At 40.7% G+C, this 20,558-nt stretch carries 23 protein-coding genes; 19 read left to right on the plus strand and 4 right to left on the minus strand.

The genetic code is table 11. The features are described 5' to 3' along the window. The first annotated feature begins 24 nt into the window (after positions 1–24). From WCY03_RS10755 to WCY03_RS10765, 3 genes are all read left to right on the plus strand, one after another. Entirely contained in the window at positions 25–1,233 is a 1,209-nt protein-coding gene (locus WCY03_RS10755) for an NAD(P)/FAD-dependent oxidoreductase (protein ID WP_345992822.1), read from the plus strand. Then, positions 1,233–1,649, plus strand: coding sequence for a secondary thiamine-phosphate synthase enzyme YjbQ (locus WCY03_RS10760; protein WP_345992823.1), 417 nt, complete (start codon positions 1,233–1,235; stop codon positions 1,647–1,649). The genes WCY03_RS10755 and WCY03_RS10760 overlap by 1 nt, the downstream gene beginning before the upstream one ends. A 110-nt stretch (positions 1,650–1,759) precedes the next feature. Next, complete coding sequence (locus WCY03_RS10765; RefSeq protein ID WP_345992824.1) at positions 1,760–3,493, plus strand: ankyrin repeat domain-containing protein; 1,734 nt, start codon at positions 1,760–1,762, stop codon at positions 3,491–3,493. 55 nt (positions 3,494–3,548) lie between these two features. Here the strand turns inward: WCY03_RS10765 and WCY03_RS10770 are convergent, their stop codons facing one another. From WCY03_RS10770 to WCY03_RS10780, 3 genes are all read right to left on the minus strand, one after another. Then, complete coding sequence (locus WCY03_RS10770; protein WP_345992825.1) at positions 3,549–3,890, minus strand: hypothetical protein; 342 nt, start codon at positions 3,888–3,890, stop codon at positions 3,549–3,551. A gap of 85 nt (positions 3,891–3,975) precedes the next feature. Next, complete coding sequence (locus WCY03_RS10775) at positions 3,976–4,542, minus strand: arylesterase (protein WP_345992826.1); 567 nt, start codon at positions 4,540–4,542, stop codon at positions 3,976–3,978. A 130-nt stretch (positions 4,543–4,672) separates the two neighbouring features. Beyond that, positions 4,673–5,818, minus strand: a complete 1,146-nt coding sequence (locus WCY03_RS10780; protein ID WP_345992827.1) for an MFS transporter — start codon at positions 5,816–5,818, stop codon at positions 4,673–4,675. 225 nt (positions 5,819–6,043) lie between these two features. On the opposite strand from WCY03_RS10780, the gene WCY03_RS10785 reads away from it, so the two are divergent. Then, the gene (locus WCY03_RS10785) at positions 6,044–6,262 is read left to right on the plus strand and encodes a cold-shock protein (protein ID WP_345979872.1); all 219 of its coding nucleotides are present in this window, start codon (positions 6,044–6,046) and stop codon (positions 6,260–6,262) included. Between the two features lie 21 nt (positions 6,263–6,283). On the opposite strand, the gene WCY03_RS10790 is transcribed toward WCY03_RS10785, so the two are convergent. Beyond that, a complete protein-coding gene (locus tag WCY03_RS10790) occupies positions 6,284–6,637 on the minus strand; it encodes a hypothetical protein (protein ID WP_345992828.1) in 354 nt (117 codons plus the stop codon). 183 nt (positions 6,638–6,820) lie between these two features. Between WCY03_RS10790 and leuC the strand changes: the two genes are divergently transcribed. The 15 genes from leuC (at position 6,821) to WCY03_RS10865 (ending at position 20,558) form a co-directional block, all read left to right on the plus strand. Beyond that, positions 6,821–8,089: a 3-isopropylmalate dehydratase large subunit gene (gene leuC / locus WCY03_RS10795; RefSeq protein WP_345992829.1), complete on the plus strand. Its 1,269-nt coding sequence runs from the start codon at positions 6,821–6,823 to the stop codon at positions 8,087–8,089. A 10-nt stretch (positions 8,090–8,099) separates the two neighbouring features. Further along, positions 8,100–9,206 carry an OmpA family protein gene (locus WCY03_RS10800; protein ID WP_345992830.1) on the plus strand — a complete coding sequence of 369 codons (1,107 nt, stop codon included), beginning with the start codon at positions 8,100–8,102 and terminating at the stop codon, positions 9,204–9,206. Continuing rightward, complete coding sequence (mobA, locus tag WCY03_RS10805; RefSeq protein WP_345992831.1) at positions 9,206–9,796, plus strand: molybdenum cofactor guanylyltransferase MobA; 591 nt, start codon at positions 9,206–9,208, stop codon at positions 9,794–9,796. Before WCY03_RS10800 ends, mobA begins: the two co-directional genes overlap by 1 nt. Continuing rightward, a complete protein-coding gene (locus tag WCY03_RS10810; RefSeq protein ID WP_345992832.1) occupies positions 9,793–10,554 on the plus strand; it encodes a response regulator transcription factor in 762 nt (253 codons plus the stop codon). Before mobA ends, WCY03_RS10810 begins: the two co-directional genes overlap by 4 nt. A gap of 50 nt (positions 10,555–10,604) precedes the next feature. Then, on the plus strand, positions 10,605–12,299 hold the full coding sequence (locus tag WCY03_RS10815; RefSeq protein WP_345992833.1) for an EAL domain-containing protein: 1,695 nt from the start codon (positions 10,605–10,607) through the stop codon (positions 12,297–12,299). Between the two features lie 57 nt (positions 12,300–12,356). Then, positions 12,357–13,529: a HAMP domain-containing sensor histidine kinase gene (locus WCY03_RS10820; protein ID WP_345992834.1), complete on the plus strand. Its 1,173-nt coding sequence runs from the start codon at positions 12,357–12,359 to the stop codon at positions 13,527–13,529. Beyond that, entirely contained in the window at positions 13,530–14,804 is a 1,275-nt protein-coding gene (locus tag WCY03_RS10825) for a response regulator (protein WP_345992835.1), read from the plus strand. A gap of 56 nt (positions 14,805–14,860) precedes the next feature. Then, positions 14,861–15,331 carry a cyclic pyranopterin monophosphate synthase MoaC gene (gene moaC, locus WCY03_RS10830; protein ID WP_345992836.1) on the plus strand — a complete coding sequence of 157 codons (471 nt, stop codon included), beginning with the start codon at positions 14,861–14,863 and terminating at the stop codon, positions 15,329–15,331. Then, positions 15,312–15,581 (plus strand): DUF493 domain-containing protein, encoded by a 270-nt coding sequence (locus WCY03_RS10835; protein WP_345992837.1) that lies wholly within the window; start codon positions 15,312–15,314, stop codon positions 15,579–15,581. Before moaC ends, WCY03_RS10835 begins: the two co-directional genes overlap by 20 nt. A 20-nt stretch (positions 15,582–15,601) precedes the next feature. Beyond that, complete coding sequence (locus WCY03_RS10840; protein ID WP_345992838.1) at positions 15,602–16,660, plus strand: hypothetical protein; 1,059 nt, start codon at positions 15,602–15,604, stop codon at positions 16,658–16,660. A gap of 77 nt (positions 16,661–16,737) precedes the next feature. Further along, positions 16,738–17,331, plus strand: coding sequence for a DUF2231 domain-containing protein (locus tag WCY03_RS10845; protein WP_345992839.1), 594 nt, complete (start codon positions 16,738–16,740; stop codon positions 17,329–17,331). 39 nt (positions 17,332–17,370) lie between these two features. After that, complete coding sequence (locus tag WCY03_RS10850) at positions 17,371–17,538, plus strand: hypothetical protein (RefSeq protein WP_345992840.1); 168 nt, start codon at positions 17,371–17,373, stop codon at positions 17,536–17,538. Further along, entirely contained in the window at positions 17,535–17,816 is a 282-nt protein-coding gene (locus WCY03_RS10855) for a hypothetical protein (RefSeq protein WP_345992841.1), read from the plus strand. Before WCY03_RS10850 ends, WCY03_RS10855 begins: the two co-directional genes overlap by 4 nt. A gap of 260 nt (positions 17,817–18,076) precedes the next feature. After that, entirely contained in the window at positions 18,077–19,405 is a 1,329-nt protein-coding gene (gene soxC / locus WCY03_RS10860) for a sulfite dehydrogenase (RefSeq protein WP_345992842.1), read from the plus strand. Further along, positions 19,386–20,558: a c-type cytochrome gene (locus WCY03_RS10865; protein WP_345992843.1), complete on the plus strand. Its 1,173-nt coding sequence runs from the start codon at positions 19,386–19,388 to the stop codon at positions 20,556–20,558. Before soxC ends, WCY03_RS10865 begins: the two co-directional genes overlap by 20 nt.

A 20,558-nucleotide genomic window follows, 5' to 3' on the forward strand; every position in this document is an offset into this window, starting at 1 on the left:
AAAAAAAGAATCAAAGGTTGTCTTTTGAGTACAAAAGTAGTGGTCATCGGCGGAGGTTACGGCGGATTGCGCGCCATCGAATTTTTGGCAAAACACAAAGATCTCGACATAACGCTCATCGACAAAAATCCCTACCATTACCTCCAGACAGAGGCATACGGCTACATCGCGGGACGTTTTGATATCCATGACATCGCCATAGATCTTGACAAATGGTGCCGCGGGTTTAAAAAAAGAGTCGACTTCCTCTATGAAAAAGCGACTGCCGTCGACTATGAAAAACAAACCGTTACGACGGAAAAAAAAGAGATCTCATACGACTACCTCATCATCGCCACGGGAGCGCAGACCAACTTTTTCTCTTTTATAGAAGGGCTTAGAGAGAACAGCTACGGCGTCAAAAAACTCATGCGCGCCTACAACTTCAGAAAAGAGTTTGAAAACCTCATCTACAAAAAACTGGAAAACGAAGAGATAAGCGGCACCGACGAGATCAACCTCGCCATAGGCGGAGCGGGTCTGAGCGGCGTGGAAGTAGCTGCGGAGATGGCGCATGTCATCGAGATATACAGCAAGACCCTGGGCGAACGCGCAAAAAAGATAAAGATATACCTCATAGACGCAAGCGACACTATTTTGCCGGGAATGAGCCGTTTCATTATAGAAAAAACCCATAAAAGACTACAAAACGTCGGTGTAAACATTCTTACGGGTGCATTCATTGAAAAGCTGGATAAAACAACCATCTACTTTAAAAACGGCGATACCCTTAACTACCATTTTATGGTCTTTACAGGCGGTATCAAAGCTTCTACGCTCAATGAAAACACTCAAGGCGAAAAGAACAGGATCGAGCAGTTCATTCCAAACAAAGAACTCAACATCAACGGCACAAAAAACGTCTTTGCCATAGGAGACTGCGTGGAGCTTAAAGATATCCATGGAAAGATCCTCCCGCCGACTGCTCAAACAGCGGAAAAAAGTGCAGAATACGTAGCAAACGTCATCATCGACAGAATCACGGGCAGAACCTCCAAACCTTTTGATGCCGATGTGAGCGGAATGTTCGTGGCTCTTGGAGGCAAATACGCAGTAGGAGAGATGTTCGGATTTTTAAAGGTAAAAGGCTACACGGCATACCTGCTCAAAAAAGCGATCACCTATGCCTACTTTTTAGGACTTCACTTTCGCATCAATGCAGGGTATAAAAACAGGATAAAAGGCGGATCTTGATGCGCTTCATTCAAATTGAGATAAAACTGCGCCCCCGTCCAAGAGGCTTTCACATCATCACCGACGAGATACTCCAAGCCATAGACCTCACAGAGATAAAGGTCGGGATGCTCAACATCTTTTTAAAACACACGAGTGCGAGTCTAAGTATCAACGAAAACTGCGAGCGGGAAGTGAGAAGCGATATGGAAAACCTTTTTAGCGATCTTTGCGATGAGAAGCCCTACTTCAAGCACACCTACGAGGGAGAAGACGACATGCCTGCTCATGCAAAGTCCTCGCTTCTCGGTGTATCTCTCAATATTCCCATAACAGAGGGCAGACTTAATCTCGGCACATGGCAAGGAATCTACTTGGGCGAACACAGAGAAAATGCTGGTAGCAGATCGATAGTCCTCACCGCAAGCGGGATATAAAAGTTTCTCTTTTACGACATCACGCTATTTTTCGTTTCTCTTGACCTTTGTATATTGACAACCGTATATTTACAAGTTAAAATCTTACTCTCATTAAAAAGGGGTATTTTATGCGTATTGTAAACTATTTTTTATCATTGTCTTTTTTCTCTTTGGTGCTTGCGGGATGCGCTACGAACGCTCCTCTTGCAAACGACACCGGCAAACGAAGAACGATGCAGACAGAACAAACATCGCGAACGGCGCAGATAGCGCAGGTGACGGACGAGTACACAAAATACAAACCGTTTTATGATGCCATACAGCAAAACTCACTTGAACAGTTCAAAGCCGCTTTTGCCGCCGATCCCATAGATGTGAAGACAAAGGTACACCCAAGAGGCGACCTTCTTTACATAGCGCTAAGAGGCACAGGCAAACAGCCAGACAAAGTACGACGCAATGCGATCATAAAGTATCTTGTCGAAGAGAAAAAAGCCGATGTCAACGCCAAAGAGACCTACGGCTTTACACCTTTGCATGCGGCAAGCGACTTTGAGACCGCCAAATATCTGGTAGAGCACGGCGCCGATGTCAACGCCAAAACAGATGCCGGTCTGACTCCTCTGCAGTCTTCGTTATGGGCAAATGATCTCGATCTTACGACATATCTCCTTAACAAAGGCGTAGATATCGATGCACAAGACGTTAACGGAGTCGATGCTTTGTATTCTGCATCTTATTACGGGAACGTCCCTCTTATGAAACTGCTCGTAGAACACGGTGCCAAGATAGAGAGCTCGACCAAAGAGAGCTGGACGCCCCTGCTTGTCAGTGCGTACAACGGCCAGCTTGACGCGGTGAAGTTTTTAATAGAAAAAGGCGCAAACATTGAAGCCAGAAACTCCGTAGGATGGACGCCGTTGCTGCTTGCATCGGCGCAGGGAAAAACGGAAGTAGCCCGCTATCTTCTGCAAAAGGGAGCTAAGCTGGACGCCAAAACATTCGACGGACAGATGCCGCTGTACGTAGCTGCAAGATACGGGCATCTTGACCTTGTAAAACTCTTTTTGGATGAAGGTGCGGACATCGACAGCTTGAACTATAACGGAATGACGCCGCTGCATGTAGCGGCGATGATGGGCCAGACCGACGTGCTGAAGTATCTGCTTGAAAACGGAGCGAATCCCGATGCAAAAGATTTCCAAACAAAAACACCTATGGCATACGCCATACAAAACAAACACTCAAATCTCATCTCCTACATCCAAAATGCCAAGTACAACTATGCTTCGACAAAAGAGATAGCGAAGAAAAAAAGATTTAAAAAACTTGAAGAAAAACTAAGAAAAAACGTCAATGAATATATTGCAAAAAATGATCTGCAGGGACTCAAAACATACACTGACAGACATCCAAACGCGGTCAACTTCATCCCTGACGACACGTTGAGACTCGCTCTTACAGGACCAAAAGGGATGAAGGTCGGAGATATCCGCAAACTGATCCAAAGCGGAAAAAACGAGAAACTTGTCATCTCTTTGATAAACAGGACAAAAACACCCTACAAAGAGTTCACTCTCAAAGAGATAGACATCCTCTCAAAAATGGGGATAAGCGACAACATCATCTCGGCGATGATAGATATAACGACAAAACTGCAAAACGACGCCGATATGAAAGAGGAACAGAGAAAGTTTTTACAGGCGCAAAAAGATATAGCCAAACAAAAATCCGAGACAAAAGTAATCTACCAAAACGCTCCTGTCCAAAAGGTCGGGACAAGAGAAGACCCTATGATGGAACAGCTGCAGCATGAGGTCATAAAGCAGGGAGTCAATAAACTTCTTGATCGTCTTTTTTAAACCACATCCCGCTCACGCTCTTTTCGCAAGAGCGTGAGCGATCGCGCCGCCATACTCAGCTCATCGTCTGATATTCGTGTTCGAGAACGGCCCTATACTCTTCATAGATGCTTTGTGAAGATCTGTTTTTATACATCTTCAAAATCTCTCTGGCAAAATCAAGCGGATAGTCTACGATCTGACCGACATCACGTTTGAACACCTCTTCAAGAACTGCATACATCTTTTCGTAGATCTCGGGGTTGTCGATTTTGAGCCTTTCAAGGTTCTCTTGAATTTTGATGAGCGAATCATCGTTGAATTCACCGCGCTCATGAATGGTCTTTCGTATCTCTACATACTCTCTCAAGTCTTTACGGTTGCGAATATAATCTGTAAACATCTCTATAAGTATCATGAAACACCTCTTTATTCAATTTACTATACAGCCATTGTAACACTCTAACGATGCAATAGTGTAGCATTGAATAAGATTTTTTGTCTCAATCTATCAGTTTATTCTCTTTTAAAACCTCGATAAAAGCATCGGCCATCATCGCATAGCCTTTTTCGTTTGGATGTACATAATCGCTTTTGAACTCTCTGTGCAGTTCGATGCGGGTCAGTATCTTGTCTTCATAGATCACTCCCGTCTCTTTTGCGACCTCTTTATACAGAGGAAGGGTTCTAAATCCCAGCATATGAAAATCGGGAACACCTACCAGCATCACGACGGCACCGCTTTGTTTTATGAGTTTAATCATCTGTAAAAGATTGCTTTTGAGCTCTGCCAAAGAGCGTTTGCGCAGGATATCGTTGCCACCGTGGCAGAGAATGACAAGGTCGGGTTTTTTCTTTAAGAGCCCTTTTAGGCGCATAAGGCCCTCTCGGGACTCTTCACCTGGAATGCCCGCATTTATGACATGCAGTCCCGTCTTTTTTTCAAGCACGGCAGGATAGCTGAAGTCGATAGGAGCGCCAAAACCGTATGTAAGGCTATCGCCAAAAGCGAGCACGACGGCATTGTTCTTTAACGGAGGATAGGTCAAATGGTTTCTACTCTCCTTCATATATATCGAGATCCCCATAACAAGAAACAGCAACATGGCTGCCAATGTAGTTTTATTCATCTTCAAAGTATAACAAAAAAAGAAAGCTTTACTTAAACAAACTGTGTTTTTAGATAGAAGATCTTATTTTTCATCTTTCTTTTAGTTTTTTATATATCCCGGCAAACAAAACGATCGATCCCAGCGATACGCCCATGACCACAAAAAAATGCTGTACTCCGAAGTAGCTTACGACGGGATGCGAAACGATAGGGGAGAAAAACTGTCCCAAAAAAAGCGAACTCGTCAAATACCCCGAAGATTTCACGCGCTTCGTATGATGTACGAGGCTCAGCATCCATGCCGAGATGTTCGTCATAAGTATCCCGCCTCCAAAACCCATGATCGACGATGTGAAAAAAAACAGACGGACATCACGGACAAGTCCGATGAGTACGAATCCTACACTGATGATCGCCATCCCCGTAATATAAACGGCCGCAAAAGAAAAATGTTTTTTAAGTCTGGCAAACGTCAAAGCTCCAAGCCCATTGGAAACAAAAGCAATAGCAATGATAGCACCCGTCAAAGTACCGCTTGCCCCGAAATGGTTGACTATCAAAAAAGGCATCTGTGTCGGCAAAATGTAAAAGACAAGCATAAGTGCGAACGCCAGAAGATATATCTTAAAAATATTTGCATTGAGATCGACCTCTTCGTCCTCCTCTTTATGCGCACCTGTCTCTTCCAAAAACCTTATCGCAAAAGGAAGCAGCACTATGCCGATAAGATAGATGCCAAACGGATATCTCCAGTCGATATCGGAAAGATATCCTCCGCCAATCACAAAGAAAACTCCGCCCATAGAGATAAAAAGACTCTGTATTCCCATATATTTATGACGTGCTTCACCCTTAAAGTAATCGCCTATCAAAGAGGTAGTAACGATCATCAAAATCCCTATGGCAATCCCCAGCAAAAACCTTGATATCAAAAGCTCCTCGATGGTCTGCAGATACAGTCCCGCACTTCCGGCAGCACTAAACAGAACAAGTCCCGCAACGGCAGAGATATATTTTCCCGCCTTATACACCAGATGACCGATAAAGGGGGCCAGCAGAGCAATGGCCAAAGATGGAAGCGTTATCATCATGCGCGACAAAAATTCTATATCCGCTACATCGGTAAAATGGTTCTTCAGATGGGGAAGCATCGTCACAATGGCGACATTTGACATCATTGTGGTCATCGAAAGAAGGAGGAGCGTAAGCCTTGTGTATCTGCCTATTTTGTGCACTTTTTAACTCTTTTTGTGTAAGTATACTATTTAATAACAAAAATTTGTTTGCATTGTGTTAAATAAAAAGCTATAATGTTTTCGATGAAAGATGGGGTTCGAATTCATCTTTAGTGTGTTACGTTATATAATCTGCTAAAAGAATAGACTTTCCTCGACTTTGACTCCATTTCATAGATAGGTAGTGCTGTTTATGAATTGTATTTTCCCTACTAGAGGTATTTTATGGCAGAATTGCTACATGGAACCGTTAAATGGTTCAACGAAGAAAAAGGTTATGGATTTATCCAACAAAATAACGGCGGTAATGATCTATTTGTTCACTTTCGTCAAGTAAACAGAACAGGTCCCGGTCGTGTTTCTCTAGCTGAAGGTCAAGCAGTGACATTCGAGGTTGGTGAAGGGCAAAAAGGTCCTCAAGCGGAAAACGTTACGCCGATGTAATTTACATGTATAGACTCCGGTCTATACATCCTCATCCCAAACTACGGATACCCCGTACTCTCTATCCGCAACTATCCATTTAAAATACTCTTTTTTTGCATTTGCACTGTAAAGTCTTACTTTTACCTGCTGCTCTTTTAAAAGCGTTCTTATCTCGTTTTCACCGATAGCTTTTTTATTCCAGCGTCTTAACTGATTTTGAAATATCCTGAAACCGCATGTGGAATCTGAAGTCAGCTCTGCAAAATCGCTCTCGTAATGCCAATGAGCGTTTGTGCAGGCATAAAGCTTCAACGGCGCACCTTGAACCTGTATCGCGCGTACTTCGACTCTGCCGTCTTTGCAATATGGACATTTTCCGAGTATTTTAGACAAAACGATCCTTTTTCGACAATAATAACATCAAAAATTTCAGATTTATAAAAATATTTCAAAATGCCATCAACTCTAAATGGGTATAATTTGCAAAACAAAATGAAAAACTCTGGCACTTTGGTGTCAAGCTTTAGCGGTCACGGGTTTCCTTCATTTTATGCAGTAAAATTAAGGAATTATATTATGGGACAAACCATTACTGAAAAGATATTTTCCGGTCATGTCGGACACAAAGTCTACGCGGGTGAGATCATCCGTTCCAACATCGATATGGTCATAGGAAACGACATTACAACACCTATATCTATCAAAGCTTTTGAAGACAGCGGTGCGACCAAACTTGCAAATCCGGACGGATTTTCGATCGTACTCGATCACTTTATCCCTGCAAAGGACATAGCAAGTGCCAATCAGGCGAGAGTAAGCCGTGATTTTGCAAAAAAACACAACCTCAAAAACTTTTTTGATGAAAAAGATATGGGAATCGAACACGCGCTTTTACCTGAAAAAGGTCTTGTCGTTCCGGGCGATGTCATCATCGGTGCGGACAGCCACACTTGTACTCACGGTGCCTTGGGTGCTTTTTCGACGGGTATGGGTTCTACCGACCTGGCGTTTGCCATGATCACCGGAGGCAACTGGTTCAAAGTTCCTGAGTCGATAAAAGTCATCCTAAGCGGAAAACCGGGTAAATATACCACGGGTAAAGATATCATTCTTGAGATCATCCGTATGATCGGAGTTGACGGTGCGCTTTACAGAACGTTAGAGTTCACGGGAAGCACGATCCCTTACCTTAGCATGGACGACAGATTCTCTATGTGTAACATGGCCATCGAAGCGGGTGCAAAAAGCGGAATAGTGGCATACGACGATATCACGAAAGAGTTCTTGGCGGACAAAACCCTAGCGCGTGAACCGAAAATATACCATTCCGATGAGGATGCCTCGTATGTACAGGTGCTTGAGATAGATGTTGCAGCGCTAGAGCCGGTTATTGCTTATCCGTTCCTGCCGTCTAACGGTCATTCCGTAACTCAAGCGGTAGCTGACCACATCAAAATAGACCAAGCATTTATCGGAAGCTGTACGAACGGCAGATTGAGTGACTTAAAGGTTGCAGCCGAGATATTAAAAGATAAAAAAGTTCATCCGGATGTGCGTCTGATCATCACTCCGGGTACGCAAAAGATCTTAAGAGAAGCGACAAAACTCGGTTATATCGATATCCTTATCGATGCGGGCGGAGTCGTGAGCAATCCGACTTGCGGGGCTTGCCTTGGAGGGTATATGGGAATATTGGGAGATAACGAAGTCGCAGTCTCTACGACAAACCGTAACTTTGTCGGCCGTATGGGAAGCAGAAGCTCCAAAGTCTATCTAGCAAACTCGGCAGTTGCTGCGGTATCGGCAATAACGGGATATATAACGGACCCCAACAACCAAAACTAAAGGAGAGAACATGAAAAAACTGTTTGCCATTCCTGTGCTTTTAACATCGGCTCTGCTTTTGGCACAGCAGTATGACTATGAAGTGACTCCGCTTATCGGCTACAATATAGCCGAAGGAAATCTAAACCTCAAAAACCACGCAGTTTTAGGCGGAGAGTTTCAACTCAACAATATCGGCATGCCGGTAAGTCCTGAACTCTCCATCCTCTACTCCAATGCGGATTTTGACCCAAATTACGGTAGTACGAACATCTACCGTATCGCTTTAAACGGTGTCTATGAATATGAAAAGACTTCGCTTTTAACCCCGTTCGTAAAAGCCGGACTGGGCTATGAGACCATGAGCGAACACAAAACATCTCTGACACACAATGACGATTCGGGTTTTGCCGATGTAGGCGTAGGTGCGAAAATTCCTTTTACAGATCATATATCTCTCAAACTCGAAGCCGTTTATATGCTTAAAGCCAACGACAACAGATGGGACAACAATCTGGCTCTGCTCGCCGGAGTGAACATAGCTTTCGGCCAAACAAGAGCGCAGCAGCACCAAGAGAATATAGTGGTCGAAGACTCTGCGGAAAAAGCGCACAAAACGGCCCAAGAGAAAGCGGCAAAAGAAAAAGCCGAAGCCGAGCGAAAAGCAGCCCAAGAGAAAGCCGAAGCCGAAGCAGCCGCACTGGCAAATGCGGACGATGACAATGATGGAGTGAAAAATTCTCTTGACAAATGTCCAAATACCCCAAAAGAGGTAACCGTAGTCGATGCCGAGGGCTGTATGAAAGAGGTAAACCTTCATATCAATTTCGATAATGCTTCATACGATATCGATGAACCGTCACAGAAAAATATCCAAAAATTCGTGGATTTCTTAAATGCGGCACCCGTTTACAAAGCCGAGATCATCGGTTATACGGACAGCATCGGCAAAAAAACGGATAATCTCAAGCTTTCACTAAAAAGAGCCGAAGCCGTAAAATCGATGCTCGAGAAGAAAGGTGTTTCGTCCGAAAGAATCAAAGCCGTCGGTATGGGCGAAGAGAATCCCGTCGCAGATAATGCTACTGCAAAGGGACGTGCTCAAAACCGCCGTATCGAAGCAAAGCTCATCAAATAATGACAGATATCCCATGCGTCATCTTTGCCGGAGGAAAAAGCTCCCGCATGGGCGAAGACAAAGCACTATTGCCTTTTGGAGGCTACCCCACCCTCATACAGTTTCAATACGAACGTCTCAAAAAGATATTTACGAATCTTTATATATCCTGTAAATCATCCGACAAATTCGATTTTCTCAAAGAGAATGAAAAAGCGAATCTCATAGAAGATATAAAAACCGATGGCATCTATGCTCCTACCACGGGCTTTGTAGCTTTGTTTGATGCTTTACATACACAGCAGGTGTTCATTTTGAGCGTCGATGCTCCCTTTGTCGGCAAAACAGAGATAGAGGAAATTTTAAAGCATAAGGACGAGGGTTTTGACGCCGTTATCGCAAAAACTCCTCAAGGCATTCATCCTATGTGCGGTCTTTACAGCAAAAACCTGCATGCGGATTTTAAAGCGATGCTGACAAACAACGAACACAAACTCGGCAAGCTTTTAAAAGATTCACATACACTGTACGTGGATTTCAAAGATGAAGAAACATTTTTGAACCTGAACAATAAAAACGAATATGCGGCGGCATTGAAGATATTGAGATGAAAGGTTTACAGGAAAACAGAATAAAAGAAAAGATACAAAAACTTCGTCGATTGACGCAGAATATGAATATTTTGATGGCAGAAGATTATCCTGTACTCCATAAAAGCTTGAAAAAACTCTTTACATCCCTATTTAAACATGTCGATTCCGCATATGACGGAACTGAAGCCCTGAATCTCTATAAGCAGCAACTTTCCGAAGGTCTGAAATACGATATTTTGCTCAGCGATATCGCTATGCCAAATATGGATGGAGTAACGCTTACAAAACATATAAAACAGATAAATTCAAATCAGACGATCATAATCTTTTCGGCGTATCAGGATTCCAGTTATTTGTTGAACCTGATAAACCTTGGCGTTCGCCGTTTTATATCCAAACCCATTTCAGCCGCAAATCTCGTTGATGAACTTTTTATAGTCTGCGATACGCTGCATCAAGATGAAAATCTCTTAAATACCGTTCATCTCTCTCAAGATATCCTTTACGATAAGGATCAAAACAGTATTTACGTCAAAGGCGAACTTTTGATACTTACGAATTACGAGCAGCTGATCGTCCGGCTGTTGGTATCAAAACTCAATCTGACCGTTTCAAACGATGAGATCGTCAGCTATCTTTTTTTTCACATGATCGACATTAAAATAGAAAATATCAGAAAGATCATGTATAAACTCAGAAAAAAACTTCCCAAAGAGATGATAACAAATATTCATTCCGTCGGTTATAGATTGGTCTCGAAGCAAAGCGACAAATAGGCGACATTTTTACCATACACTTTTGGCATAATTGACAAAAGGTGTATATATTGAATATTGATATGGTAAAACAGCTCTCTGTTTTAGGCAACTCTCTAAGCGTATTATATGTCGAAGACGATCCCGTCGTTATGGGGCAGATAAGCAAGATGCTTCGAAGAGTTTTCAATGATTTAGACACCATAGACGACAGTATCGAAGCCCTGCGAATGCATAAAGAAAAAAAATATGATCTTGTCTTGATGGACATTATGATGAAAAATATGGATGGGATAGAACTAAGCAGAAAACTGATAAAAGAAAATACAGAACAATCCATTATCATCATTTCCGCATATAAAAATGAGAACGAACTTCTCAAATTAATCGATCTCGGCATATCGGGATTCATCTCAAAACCCATAGATCAAACTAAATTTCTTCATACGCTTCTTGTAAAAGTCAAAAAAATACATGCAGATAAAATGATGCATCACCACTACAATGAATTAAAATACCAAATAGATAAAAACAAAGACAATAATAAAAGAATTTACTATCAAGATACGCTGACCTCTGCATTTAATCAAAAATACCTTCATGATGTTTTGCAAAAAAAAAATGTACCCAAATCTGCTATTCTTATCAATATAAATGATTTCAAACTCATAAACAATTACTACTCGTATCTACACGGAAACGATCTTCTTTCTCAATTTGTCATACTGTTAAATACCTGTGAGACAAGTTCTCAATATGATGTTTTTAGAATGTCTGCGGATGAATTTATTTTGTTGTATAAAGATCAAGAAGATGATGAAAAGATAAGAAAAGATGCACAGTTTTTAACTACACATATAGAATCGAAAAGATTTAGCATTATAGGAGTAAAAGATATTAATATAACAGTCACGATGGGAATCGTAAACAGTACGGAGAGGATCCTTGAAAAGCTCAGTCAGGCTCTTTTATACGCAAAAAAACATCATCTTAAATATGCTTTTTACGACGACGATCATCAGGTAAACTCACAGATGTATAACATAATTAAAACAAAAAATATCTTGCAAAAAAGTATTGAAAACAATCTTATTATCCCTGTATACCAGCCTATTCAAACAAAAAGTGATCAACTTAACTATGAAGTCCTAATGAGAATAAAACATGATAATAATGAACTTTTATCACCTGACAAGTTTATGTCCGTCGCCAAAGAACACAGCTACTATAATCAGATATCACAGATACTCGTATGTAAAGCTCTTGATGAAATCACAAAGAGCAAAAATATATTTTCTATAAACCTTACCTACCAAGATATAAAAAACAACGATTTTATGAACAAACTCGAAGAAAAAATCATAAAAAACAAAATAGGGCAAAGACTGATCTTTGAAATAGTAGAAAGTGATCTTATAGAGGATATGGATATACTGGAATCTTTTTTAAAAAGATTCAAAGCACATGGTGTAAAGGTGGCCATTGACGATTTTGGAACCGGATATTCCAACTTTTTATATATCTTAAAGATCAATCCGGACTATATCAAACTAGACGGCAACCTGATCGTCAATATTGTCAACGACAAAGCCGCTTTCACTTTAGTACAGACTATCATCGGTTTTGCACATAAACTGAACATAGAGGTTATTGCAGAACATGTGAGCACAAAAGAGATATACGACATACTTAAAAAATTAGATGTGGATGCCGTACAGGGATATTATATCGGCCGTCCGGATATCAATTATATTGAAAGCGCCTAAGATACGCTTTTTGATATAATTTATGTATACTTATTAAAATTCATTTGCAGGTGAGGCATGTCGATAAAACAATTAAATATGGCATATGATTGTTTAAACTCTATCGGTAATACACTTGATCTGGATACAATGGTCTCTGAGATCATCATAACCTTTACCCGTAAGACAAATGCGCTATCAGGTTCTTTTTATAAAAGATTCGAAGATAAAAAACCTTCCGTACATCTGGGAAAAGATATTATGGTTCGTTTTTCAAAATCAAAAATGCTGAATAAAAAATATATCGTTGAAGAACTTGACGATACAAAAGCAGTAATACTCCCCCTTAAACACAGTTATTTTATTTTTTCATATGACAAAAAAAGAAAAGACATAGAAACCATAGCATCTGTTTTCGGTAATTTTCAAAACAAGATAAATATTGCCGTAAGCGCCTGTAACGGAGTCCAAAAACTTGAAGAGTTTAACGAAGATTTGGAAAAAAAGATCCAAGAAGCCGTACAAAAGATAAGACAGCATGAGCAGATGCTGATACTCAAATCAAAACAAGCCATAATGGGCGAAATGATAGAAATGATAGCTCACCAATGGCGCCAGCCGATAACTGCCATAGGTATGATAGCAAACAATATAGAACTGGATCTGGTCCTAAATGAACTCAATACTGACGAGTTGATGATAGAACTGCAAAACATCAACAAGCAGGTCGAGTATCTGTCTCACACCATTGATGATTTTAGAGATTTTTTTAAAGAAAGTAAGATGAAAGAGAGTTTCAGCATCAATGAACTCATTGAAAAGACCGTTTCTCTGGTAGAAAAACAGCTGAAGAAAAAAGAGATATCGATAAAGATATCGGGCACATGCGATATCTCTATATATACGTTTAAAAATGAGTTGATCCAAGTTCTGCTGAACATAATCTCAAACTCTAAAGACGCATTTGAAGACAAAAAAACAGACAAGCCGTCCATCACGATAAAGTGTGAAAAAAACAACGAATCCATAAAAATAAAGCTAAAAGATAATGCCGGAGGAATAAATGACGATATTCTACAAAGGATATTTGAACCGTATTTTTCAACAAAAAAAGAAAAGAACGGCAGCGGTCTTGGTCTGTATATGTCTAAAATCATTGTAGACGAACACCTAAACGGCGATATATTCGTGAAAAATATTAAGAACGGATGCGAATTTACCATTCAACTTCCGATCAATGAGGAATCATAAATGACAAAAAACTTAATATTGAACCTGCAAAAAATAGCCAAAGACATCCATCTCCTTTATGTCGAAGACGATCTGTTGATATCGTCTGAAGTAAAAAAGTTGTTGCAAAAGATCTTTTCACACGTCGATACTGCACAAAACGGAAAAGAGGGACTGGAGCTTTATAAAAAAAAGCCATATGACATAGTCGTCACCGATATCACGATGCCGGAAATGAACGGTATCGAAATGACCAAAGAGATCAAAAAGATAAATGACAACCAGACGATCATCATCACGTCTGCATACAACGACTCGAAATATTTGATCGAGATGATCGAAATAGGCGTGGATAAGTTCATAATGAAACCTCTGGACATAAAAAAATTTTTTGTGACCATCTCTAAAATAGTGGTAAACCTCCATAACGAAAAGAAAAAAGCCGCTCTTGAACATCAGTTGTCCGAAGAATTGAAGATAAAGGATATTCTTTTAGAAAAGCTCTCCTTACCTGTCATTATTTTAGACGGACCCGATATTTTATATGCAAATGCAAAATTTATAGAGTATTTTCGAATCAAAGACTCTAAAAACAGCCTTAAAGAGTTTCCTTTAAAAACCATCTTTAAAGACAAAGATCTCTCATCATCGGACAACCTGACGATTTCCGATATATTAAGAAAAGATAACGGCTCAACAAGAACGTTAATAATGGGAGATACAGAAAAAACACAAAGGTACACCATCAACGTAACGTCCGTACAGGGAACAAACAAGACACTCTTATGTTTTTTCAACGTTGAAGAGATGAGCGTAGAACTCGATAAATTGAAAAATATCAACAACAGCAATTTTACAGGTCTGTTTACCAGAGAATCTTTTGTAAAAGATATCCGTCCCCTTATAAACATGGATAACGAAGATGAATACACCATCATCTGTTTCGGGCTCAAACATATTGAAAAGTTCATTCAACGATTTGGAGCGGTCAATTTACATGACATCTACCAGACTATCGCCAAGAAACTCCTGAGCTCATTTCAAGAAGAATTGCAAAACGATACTTTGAAAATATATTATTTTACCTCGAATCACTATGTCGCCATTGCAAAAAACGACATAAGCGAATCTGTAAAAGAGAGAATAAAGGAGTTTTATAGAACAAATAACTATACACAACTCTTTACAAGCGAACCCATAACCCTCGATTTTATTTCCATTTCTTTAGATAAAAAATCAGAGGTTAGTAAAATTTTGGCGGATATAGAAAATAAATTGTATATGCTTCTAAAATAAGTTTTTATTTATTAATATCCCGTCTGCTATAATATTAAAAAACGAAAAGAAAAAAAATGAACTTAACGCACCTAGATGAAAAAGACAGACCGAAAATGGTCGACGTTTCGGATAAAAACCAAACTACAAGGATCGCCGTCGCAAGCGGGATCATACAGATGAGCCAAGATGCTTATGACGCCATAGTGAATGAAAAAGCGAAAAAAGGTCCCGTCTTACAAACTGCGGTGATCGCCGCCATCATGGGAACGAAAAAAACAAGCGATCTCATCCCTATGTGTCACCCTCTCAATCTAAGCGGAATAAACTGCGACGTCGAAGAACTGCCGCAGCTTCCGGGATTTAAACTGATACTTACCGCAAAACTGACAGGACAAACAGGTGTGGAGATGGAAGCCCTTACGGGTGTGAGCATCGGCCTTTTGACGATCTACGATATGGTCAAGGCTATCGACAAAGGGATGGTGATAAAAAATGTCCAGCTTGAATCCAAAGAGGGAGGAAAAAGTGGAAATTATAAACGATAGCAAGGAAAAACTTGTCCTTGAATACCCTTGCAGCTGGTGTTATAAAGTGATCGGAGAGCATGAGGAGCATATCCAAATAGCAGTCAAGGAGATCATTTTGGAAAAGCCGCATATCCTTAAACTCTCAAATACAAGCAAAAAAGGAAAGTATGTCAGTATGAACCTCGATCTTGTTATCAACAACGAAGATGAGAGGACTTTTATATATGAAGCATTAAAAAATCATCAGCATATCAAGATGGTCTTATAAATATAGAATAAGGAACGGGTATGAACATCGAACAGTTTGAAAGAGACATCAAAGCCAGTTATAAAAACATAGAAAGTTCATCGCTGCAAGAACGCATCCAAAAACTTTTAGAACATGTAGAACAGGAATGGAACATCGATGCAAAGAAACTGACTCTGCATGAACTCAAGATCATCACCTCCACGGTGATCGATACCGAAACACTGTATCTGCATGACGAAGTAGAGGAACTGCTTGCAAAAAAAGAGCAGATACAAAGACGCATAGATAAAAAATCGCACGAGCTTCAAACTTCCAAACATGATCTGTTTAACAGTATCGAGGAAGCCTTAAACGGTGCACCCAAACAGACCATATCAAAACTTCATCAGATAAAACTGCAGTCGATCGATCTTTTTGACATGCTTAACGAAATGGTAGAATCCGCGATACTCACTGCTTTGGAAAAGAACGACAACGATACCGAAGACACCATTGAAGAGGTCATAAAAGAGATAACATACGAAACCATAAACGAAGGCCCCTTAAACAGTATAAGGATCAGAAAAATACTTTCCAATATAATCCAAACGGCCGTAGATGTAGCTGAAGCAACACCGAATCAGGCAGGTATCATACTCAAATCGACTCTCATGGGAACGAAATCGGGCCTGATCAAATCGATCTATCGATTTAAACAGCAGCTGCTTTATATGCCCGACGAGGTCAAAGCTATTCTTATAAGCGATTACGACAACACCTACGATGAACTGATCCATACCGACGCCGTTTTCACTCAAGTCCTCAGCAGTATCTCTTTTGCAAACTCGATCCAAACGAAAAAGATAATCGAAGAGGTCGCAAGCAGCATGAAATACGACCTCGAAGAGCTTGTCCATATCTCAAAAGAGACCGTGGAGGTTATGAAAGACAAATTCAGCGCCATTAAAAAAGATGCTATTCAAAGAGGTTCGAAAGTCTTAAAATCGGGACGAGCACAAGAAGCCAAAAGAATGGGTATCCAAGCCTGGGGCGTAGCAAGATCGGCACTGGAGAATGCTATCAAATCAGCTAAAAATGTGATTGATAAAAAAGATTAAAAATAAGATTAAGTTATCTCATATTTTTTTGTCATATAATATCCTGAAACTTAAAATAAACGACGTAGGAGTTATTTATGATGTTACATCCAGCAACTGTACACTTTGCAATCATTCTGCCGCTTGTCGCTTCGGTATTCGGAGTCATCTATCTTTTTACCAAAACAGAAGGAATGTCAAAGATATCTTCCCGCGCTACGCTGATAGCGGCTTTAGCCGTCATTGGAGTCTGGTATACCGGGACACATGCGGGACCGCTGATCTATGACTATCTAAGTCCCGAAGGAAAAAAAGAGCTTTTAGAGCATAAAGCGCTTGGAGGGTACCTTGCTATAGCGATGGGTGTCATTGCACTCTTAAAACTGCTCGGATGTAAATTGAAAAAGTTCGGGCTTGAAGCCTTAGCCGTTCTTTTACTGCTTGGGGCAACGGGTACCGTATTTTTACAAGGCAAAGACGGCGGAGAGATCGTATATGAATACGGACAGCCGTTTCAGATGTATCAGCTTACGAATTACGTAAACAACAACGACGACCTCCAGATGGCGGACGATGCGGAAGCGGCTATCGGTCTTGTCAAGAAGAAGATAAGCGCTATTTCCAAAGAAACACCGGCAAAGATCCAAAATTTAAAACCTTCAGAAAAAAAAGCTGACGCAGATAGTGATTAATTTCACTATCTCCCGACTACACTGACATAAAAGAACACTATGCAAAATAAAGATCAAGAAACACCCCAAAACAAATTTTTTCTCGATATGCAGAAGAAACTGCAAAGAGAGTTGAAAAACTATACCGAAGGAAAATCGGAGTTCACTCCATATGTCCAAACCATAAAAAGAACAAACCAATGGCTGGCTTACGGAGACAAAAAATGAAGATACTTAGTTCACAACTGTACGAGGAGCAATTAAAAGCCATACTCGACTCTTATTTCGGCAGTGATATACAGGCTGCAAAAAGTTTTAAACTTTATCTCGACACGATAATCATAAATATGCCGACAAAAGTAAAGAAATACAAGCAGTCTATCTACTTTGACGATGAGAATATCAAAGATATAGAAAACCAAGGATTTACCATACCTTTTTTTATAGATAATATAAACAATACTTATATCATCCTCGGGATAGTAGACAATAAAAACTATAATTAATAAAAAAAATCAATAAACAATATGCTTTAAATTGAATAAGTTTTACTAATGTGTTGTTTAGTAACAAAACTTTTTGAAATCTCAAAAATTTATCACATAAATATTCAAATTATTGTATCATTTGATGTGATATAATTGTGATACAAACAAATAAGTTACATAAAACCGACAATCATATTGCGTTTTAGATAGTGGTTCAACTCTTTAGTTATCACTTTTGACTGAATTGGTTATATCTAGAAGCTTATAAAGGAAGAAACATGAAAGATATAAATTCTCAAGAAAATCAAGAATCTTTATCTAATGATATGCAGCATACATTAGATAGACGAGATTTCTTTAGAAAATCGGCAGCGCTTTCCGCTACTGCTCTTGCTGGAACCAGCATATTTGCAGGCACGAAAGCACTGGCTGATGATCCGGCAATCATAAACGATGTACCTTGGGGTATAAAGTTTGGCGATCCCGTTACAAAAAATCGTTACGGAATGCCATCCGAGTATGAGCACAACAACATCAGAAGGAACACAAAGCTATTATCTTCGGGTAACTGGTATGCTTCAATCGCTATGTGTCCTATTCATGAATCAGAAGGCATAATAACTCCAAACGGCTTGTTCTTCAGCAGAGCTCACGGCGGTGTTGCCCATGTAGATCCAAATGAATTTCGTTTGATGATTCACGGTCTTGTCGAGAAACCTTTAGTTCTTACTCTGGACCAGCTTAAACGATATCCGAGCGTCAGCCGTATTCACTTTATCGAATGTCCTGCAAACGGCGGACCGGAGTGGAGAGGGCCTCAATTCAACTCTATCCAATTCGCAAAAGGTATGATGAGCTGTGCGCAATGGACCGGTGTTTACATCAAAACCATCCTTGAAGATCTCGGACTTAAACCCGAAGCGCAATGGATGCTTGCAGAGGGATCGGACAACTCGGAAATGGGACGTACCGTACCGATAGACAAAGTACTTGACGATGCGATGATAGTATGGGGACAAAACGGCGAAGCGCTTCGTCCGGAACAAGGGTATCCCGTACGTTTGCTTCTTCCTGGCTGGGAAGGCAACATGTGTGTCAAATGGCTAAAACGCTTAGAGTTCTCCTCTGAACCGTTCTACTGTAAAGAGGAAACGGCAAAATATACGGCGCTTAAACCAAGCGGAAAAGCTGTTCAACACTTCTACGCAAATGAAGTGAATTCGGTCATCACTTCGCCATGTCCTGAAAAACCGTGGACCGATCTGAAAGTCGGCGATCTTGTCGAGATCGAAGGTTTGGCTTGGAGCGGATACGGCACGATAACAGGTGTTGATATCACATTTGACGGCTGTAAGAACTGGACTCCTGCAAAACTAAAAGGTTTGGTTCTTCCAAAAGCCTGGACAAGATTCAGCTTCATGTACAGATACGAAGGAAAACCTCTTGTTATCGGAAGCCGCGCTATGGACGATGCCGGACGTATGCAGCCTACTATTGCTCAAGAAGTAGCCTATATGGGTGTCGAATCGGTTTATCATAGAAACAGTATCGCTACTTGGGAAGTAACGGCAAACGGGGAGGTAAACAATGTTCAAATTAGATCGTAAATCGTTAGCATCAATCTCACTTATTGCTGCAGTGTCAATCGGATTGACAGCTTGTTTTGGAGAAGCGGCTCCTAGCTCGAATACTGCCGCAAATGCAAGCGTGTCGCATGTATACGCAAACGGAAAAGCTGTTATTGACGGCGGGGTCACATATCCTGTCGTAAACGGCGAGACTTCTGTATACCGTGTCAATACGGATACTTTAAAAGGCGGATACACTTACGGACGCAAACCGACTAAAAACGAGTTGGACGCATGGGCAACATCCGTGACTCCGTTTGCCCCTCCTCCTGAAGGAAGCGGGTCGGTTTCTGACGGAAGTGATCTTTATGATGCAAAATGTGTTATGTGCCATGGAGATTTCGGCTCAGGCGGAGGCGGATATCCCGCTCTTGCTAAAGGAAATGCTTACAAAGGGCAAAAAACACTTAAAAACCAAAGAACCGAACCTGGAATGGAAGGTCCGCAGCGTGTTTTTGGAACATACTGGCCGCAGGCAAGCACTCTTTGGTGGTACATTAAAGAGGGTATGCCTCATCCGGCTCCAAAAAGCTTGACCGATGATGAAGTGTATGCTCTTGTAGCTTATATCTTAAATATAAACGAAATGAAGATCGACGGCAAGCCTGTTGATGACGATTATGTTTTAGACAGAGAAAAGTTTATGAAGATCGTTATGCCTAATCAGGACGGTTTCGTGCCTAAGATCGACGGACCGCATGGAACGGACAACGCTCGCGCGTTCTTTAACGATCCGAAAAATATCGGTGCACAAACTGTTGCCAACCGCTGTATGAAAGATTGTATTAAAGGTGATAATAAAGTTACTCATATTAAAATAGAGACGAAAGACTTTTTACCGCCTATGTCAGTCGCAAGAGATTTGCCTGCACAGGAGAGTAAAGGCGACGCAAACGCGGCAGCTAAAAAAGCCTATGAAGAGTCTTGTAAAATGTGTCATGGTGCAGACGGAATGGGAGCACCGGTATTCGGTAATAAAAAAGAGTGGGCACCTTTCTTGGTCAAAGGTATAAAAGAAGTTTATAAAAACGGTATCAACGGTATCAACGGTATGCCTCCAAAAGGCGGAACAAGTTTGTCGGACAAAGAGTTTGAAGCTGTAGTCGACTATATGGTTAACGCCAGCAAGTAA

This window comes from Sulfurimonas sp. HSL-1716, assembly GCF_039645975.1.
In the GTDB taxonomy this organism is placed as follows: domain Bacteria; phylum Campylobacterota; class Campylobacteria; order Campylobacterales; family Sulfurimonadaceae; genus Hydrocurvibacter; species Hydrocurvibacter sulfurireducens.

Bases quoted from the DNA above. Each gene is read 5' to 3' on its own strand.
- WCY03_RS10760 (WP_345992823.1), top strand. From the start codon at position 1,233: ATGCGCTTCATTCAAATTGAGATAAAACTGCGCCCCCGTCCAAGAGGC.
- WCY03_RS10765 (WP_345992824.1), top strand. From the start codon at position 1,760: ATGCGTATTGTAAACTATTTTTTATCATTGTCTTTTTTCTCTTTGGTG.
- WCY03_RS10770 (WP_345992825.1), bottom strand. From the start codon at position 3,890: ATGATACTTATAGAGATGTTTACAGATTATATTCGCAACCGTAAAGAC.
- WCY03_RS10775 (WP_345992826.1), bottom strand. From the start codon at position 4,542: ATGAAGGAGAGTAGAAACCATTTGACCTATCCTCCGTTAAAGAACAAT.
- WCY03_RS10785 (WP_345979872.1), top strand. From the start codon at position 6,044: ATGGCAGAATTGCTACATGGAACCGTTAAATGGTTCAACGAAGAAAAA.
- leuC (WP_345992829.1), top strand. From the start codon at position 6,821: ATGGGACAAACCATTACTGAAAAGATATTTTCCGGTCATGTCGGACAC.
- WCY03_RS10800 (WP_345992830.1), top strand. From the start codon at position 8,100: ATGAAAAAACTGTTTGCCATTCCTGTGCTTTTAACATCGGCTCTGCTT.
- mobA (WP_345992831.1), top strand. From the start codon at position 9,206: ATGACAGATATCCCATGCGTCATCTTTGCCGGAGGAAAAAGCTCCCGC.
- WCY03_RS10810 (WP_345992832.1), top strand. From the start codon at position 9,793: ATGAAAGGTTTACAGGAAAACAGAATAAAAGAAAAGATACAAAAACTT.
- WCY03_RS10820 (WP_345992834.1), top strand. From the start codon at position 12,357: ATGTCGATAAAACAATTAAATATGGCATATGATTGTTTAAACTCTATC.
- WCY03_RS10825 (WP_345992835.1), top strand. From the start codon at position 13,530: ATGACAAAAAACTTAATATTGAACCTGCAAAAAATAGCCAAAGACATC.
- moaC (WP_345992836.1), top strand. From the start codon at position 14,861: ATGAACTTAACGCACCTAGATGAAAAAGACAGACCGAAAATGGTCGAC.
- WCY03_RS10840 (WP_345992838.1), top strand. From the start codon at position 15,602: ATGAACATCGAACAGTTTGAAAGAGACATCAAAGCCAGTTATAAAAAC.
- WCY03_RS10845 (WP_345992839.1), top strand. From the start codon at position 16,738: ATGATGTTACATCCAGCAACTGTACACTTTGCAATCATTCTGCCGCTT.
- WCY03_RS10850 (WP_345992840.1), top strand. From the start codon at position 17,371: ATGCAAAATAAAGATCAAGAAACACCCCAAAACAAATTTTTTCTCGAT.
- WCY03_RS10855 (WP_345992841.1), top strand. From the start codon at position 17,535: ATGAAGATACTTAGTTCACAACTGTACGAGGAGCAATTAAAAGCCATA.
- soxC (WP_345992842.1), top strand. From the start codon at position 18,077: ATGAAAGATATAAATTCTCAAGAAAATCAAGAATCTTTATCTAATGAT.
- WCY03_RS10865 (WP_345992843.1), top strand. From the start codon at position 19,386: ATGTTCAAATTAGATCGTAAATCGTTAGCATCAATCTCACTTATTGCT.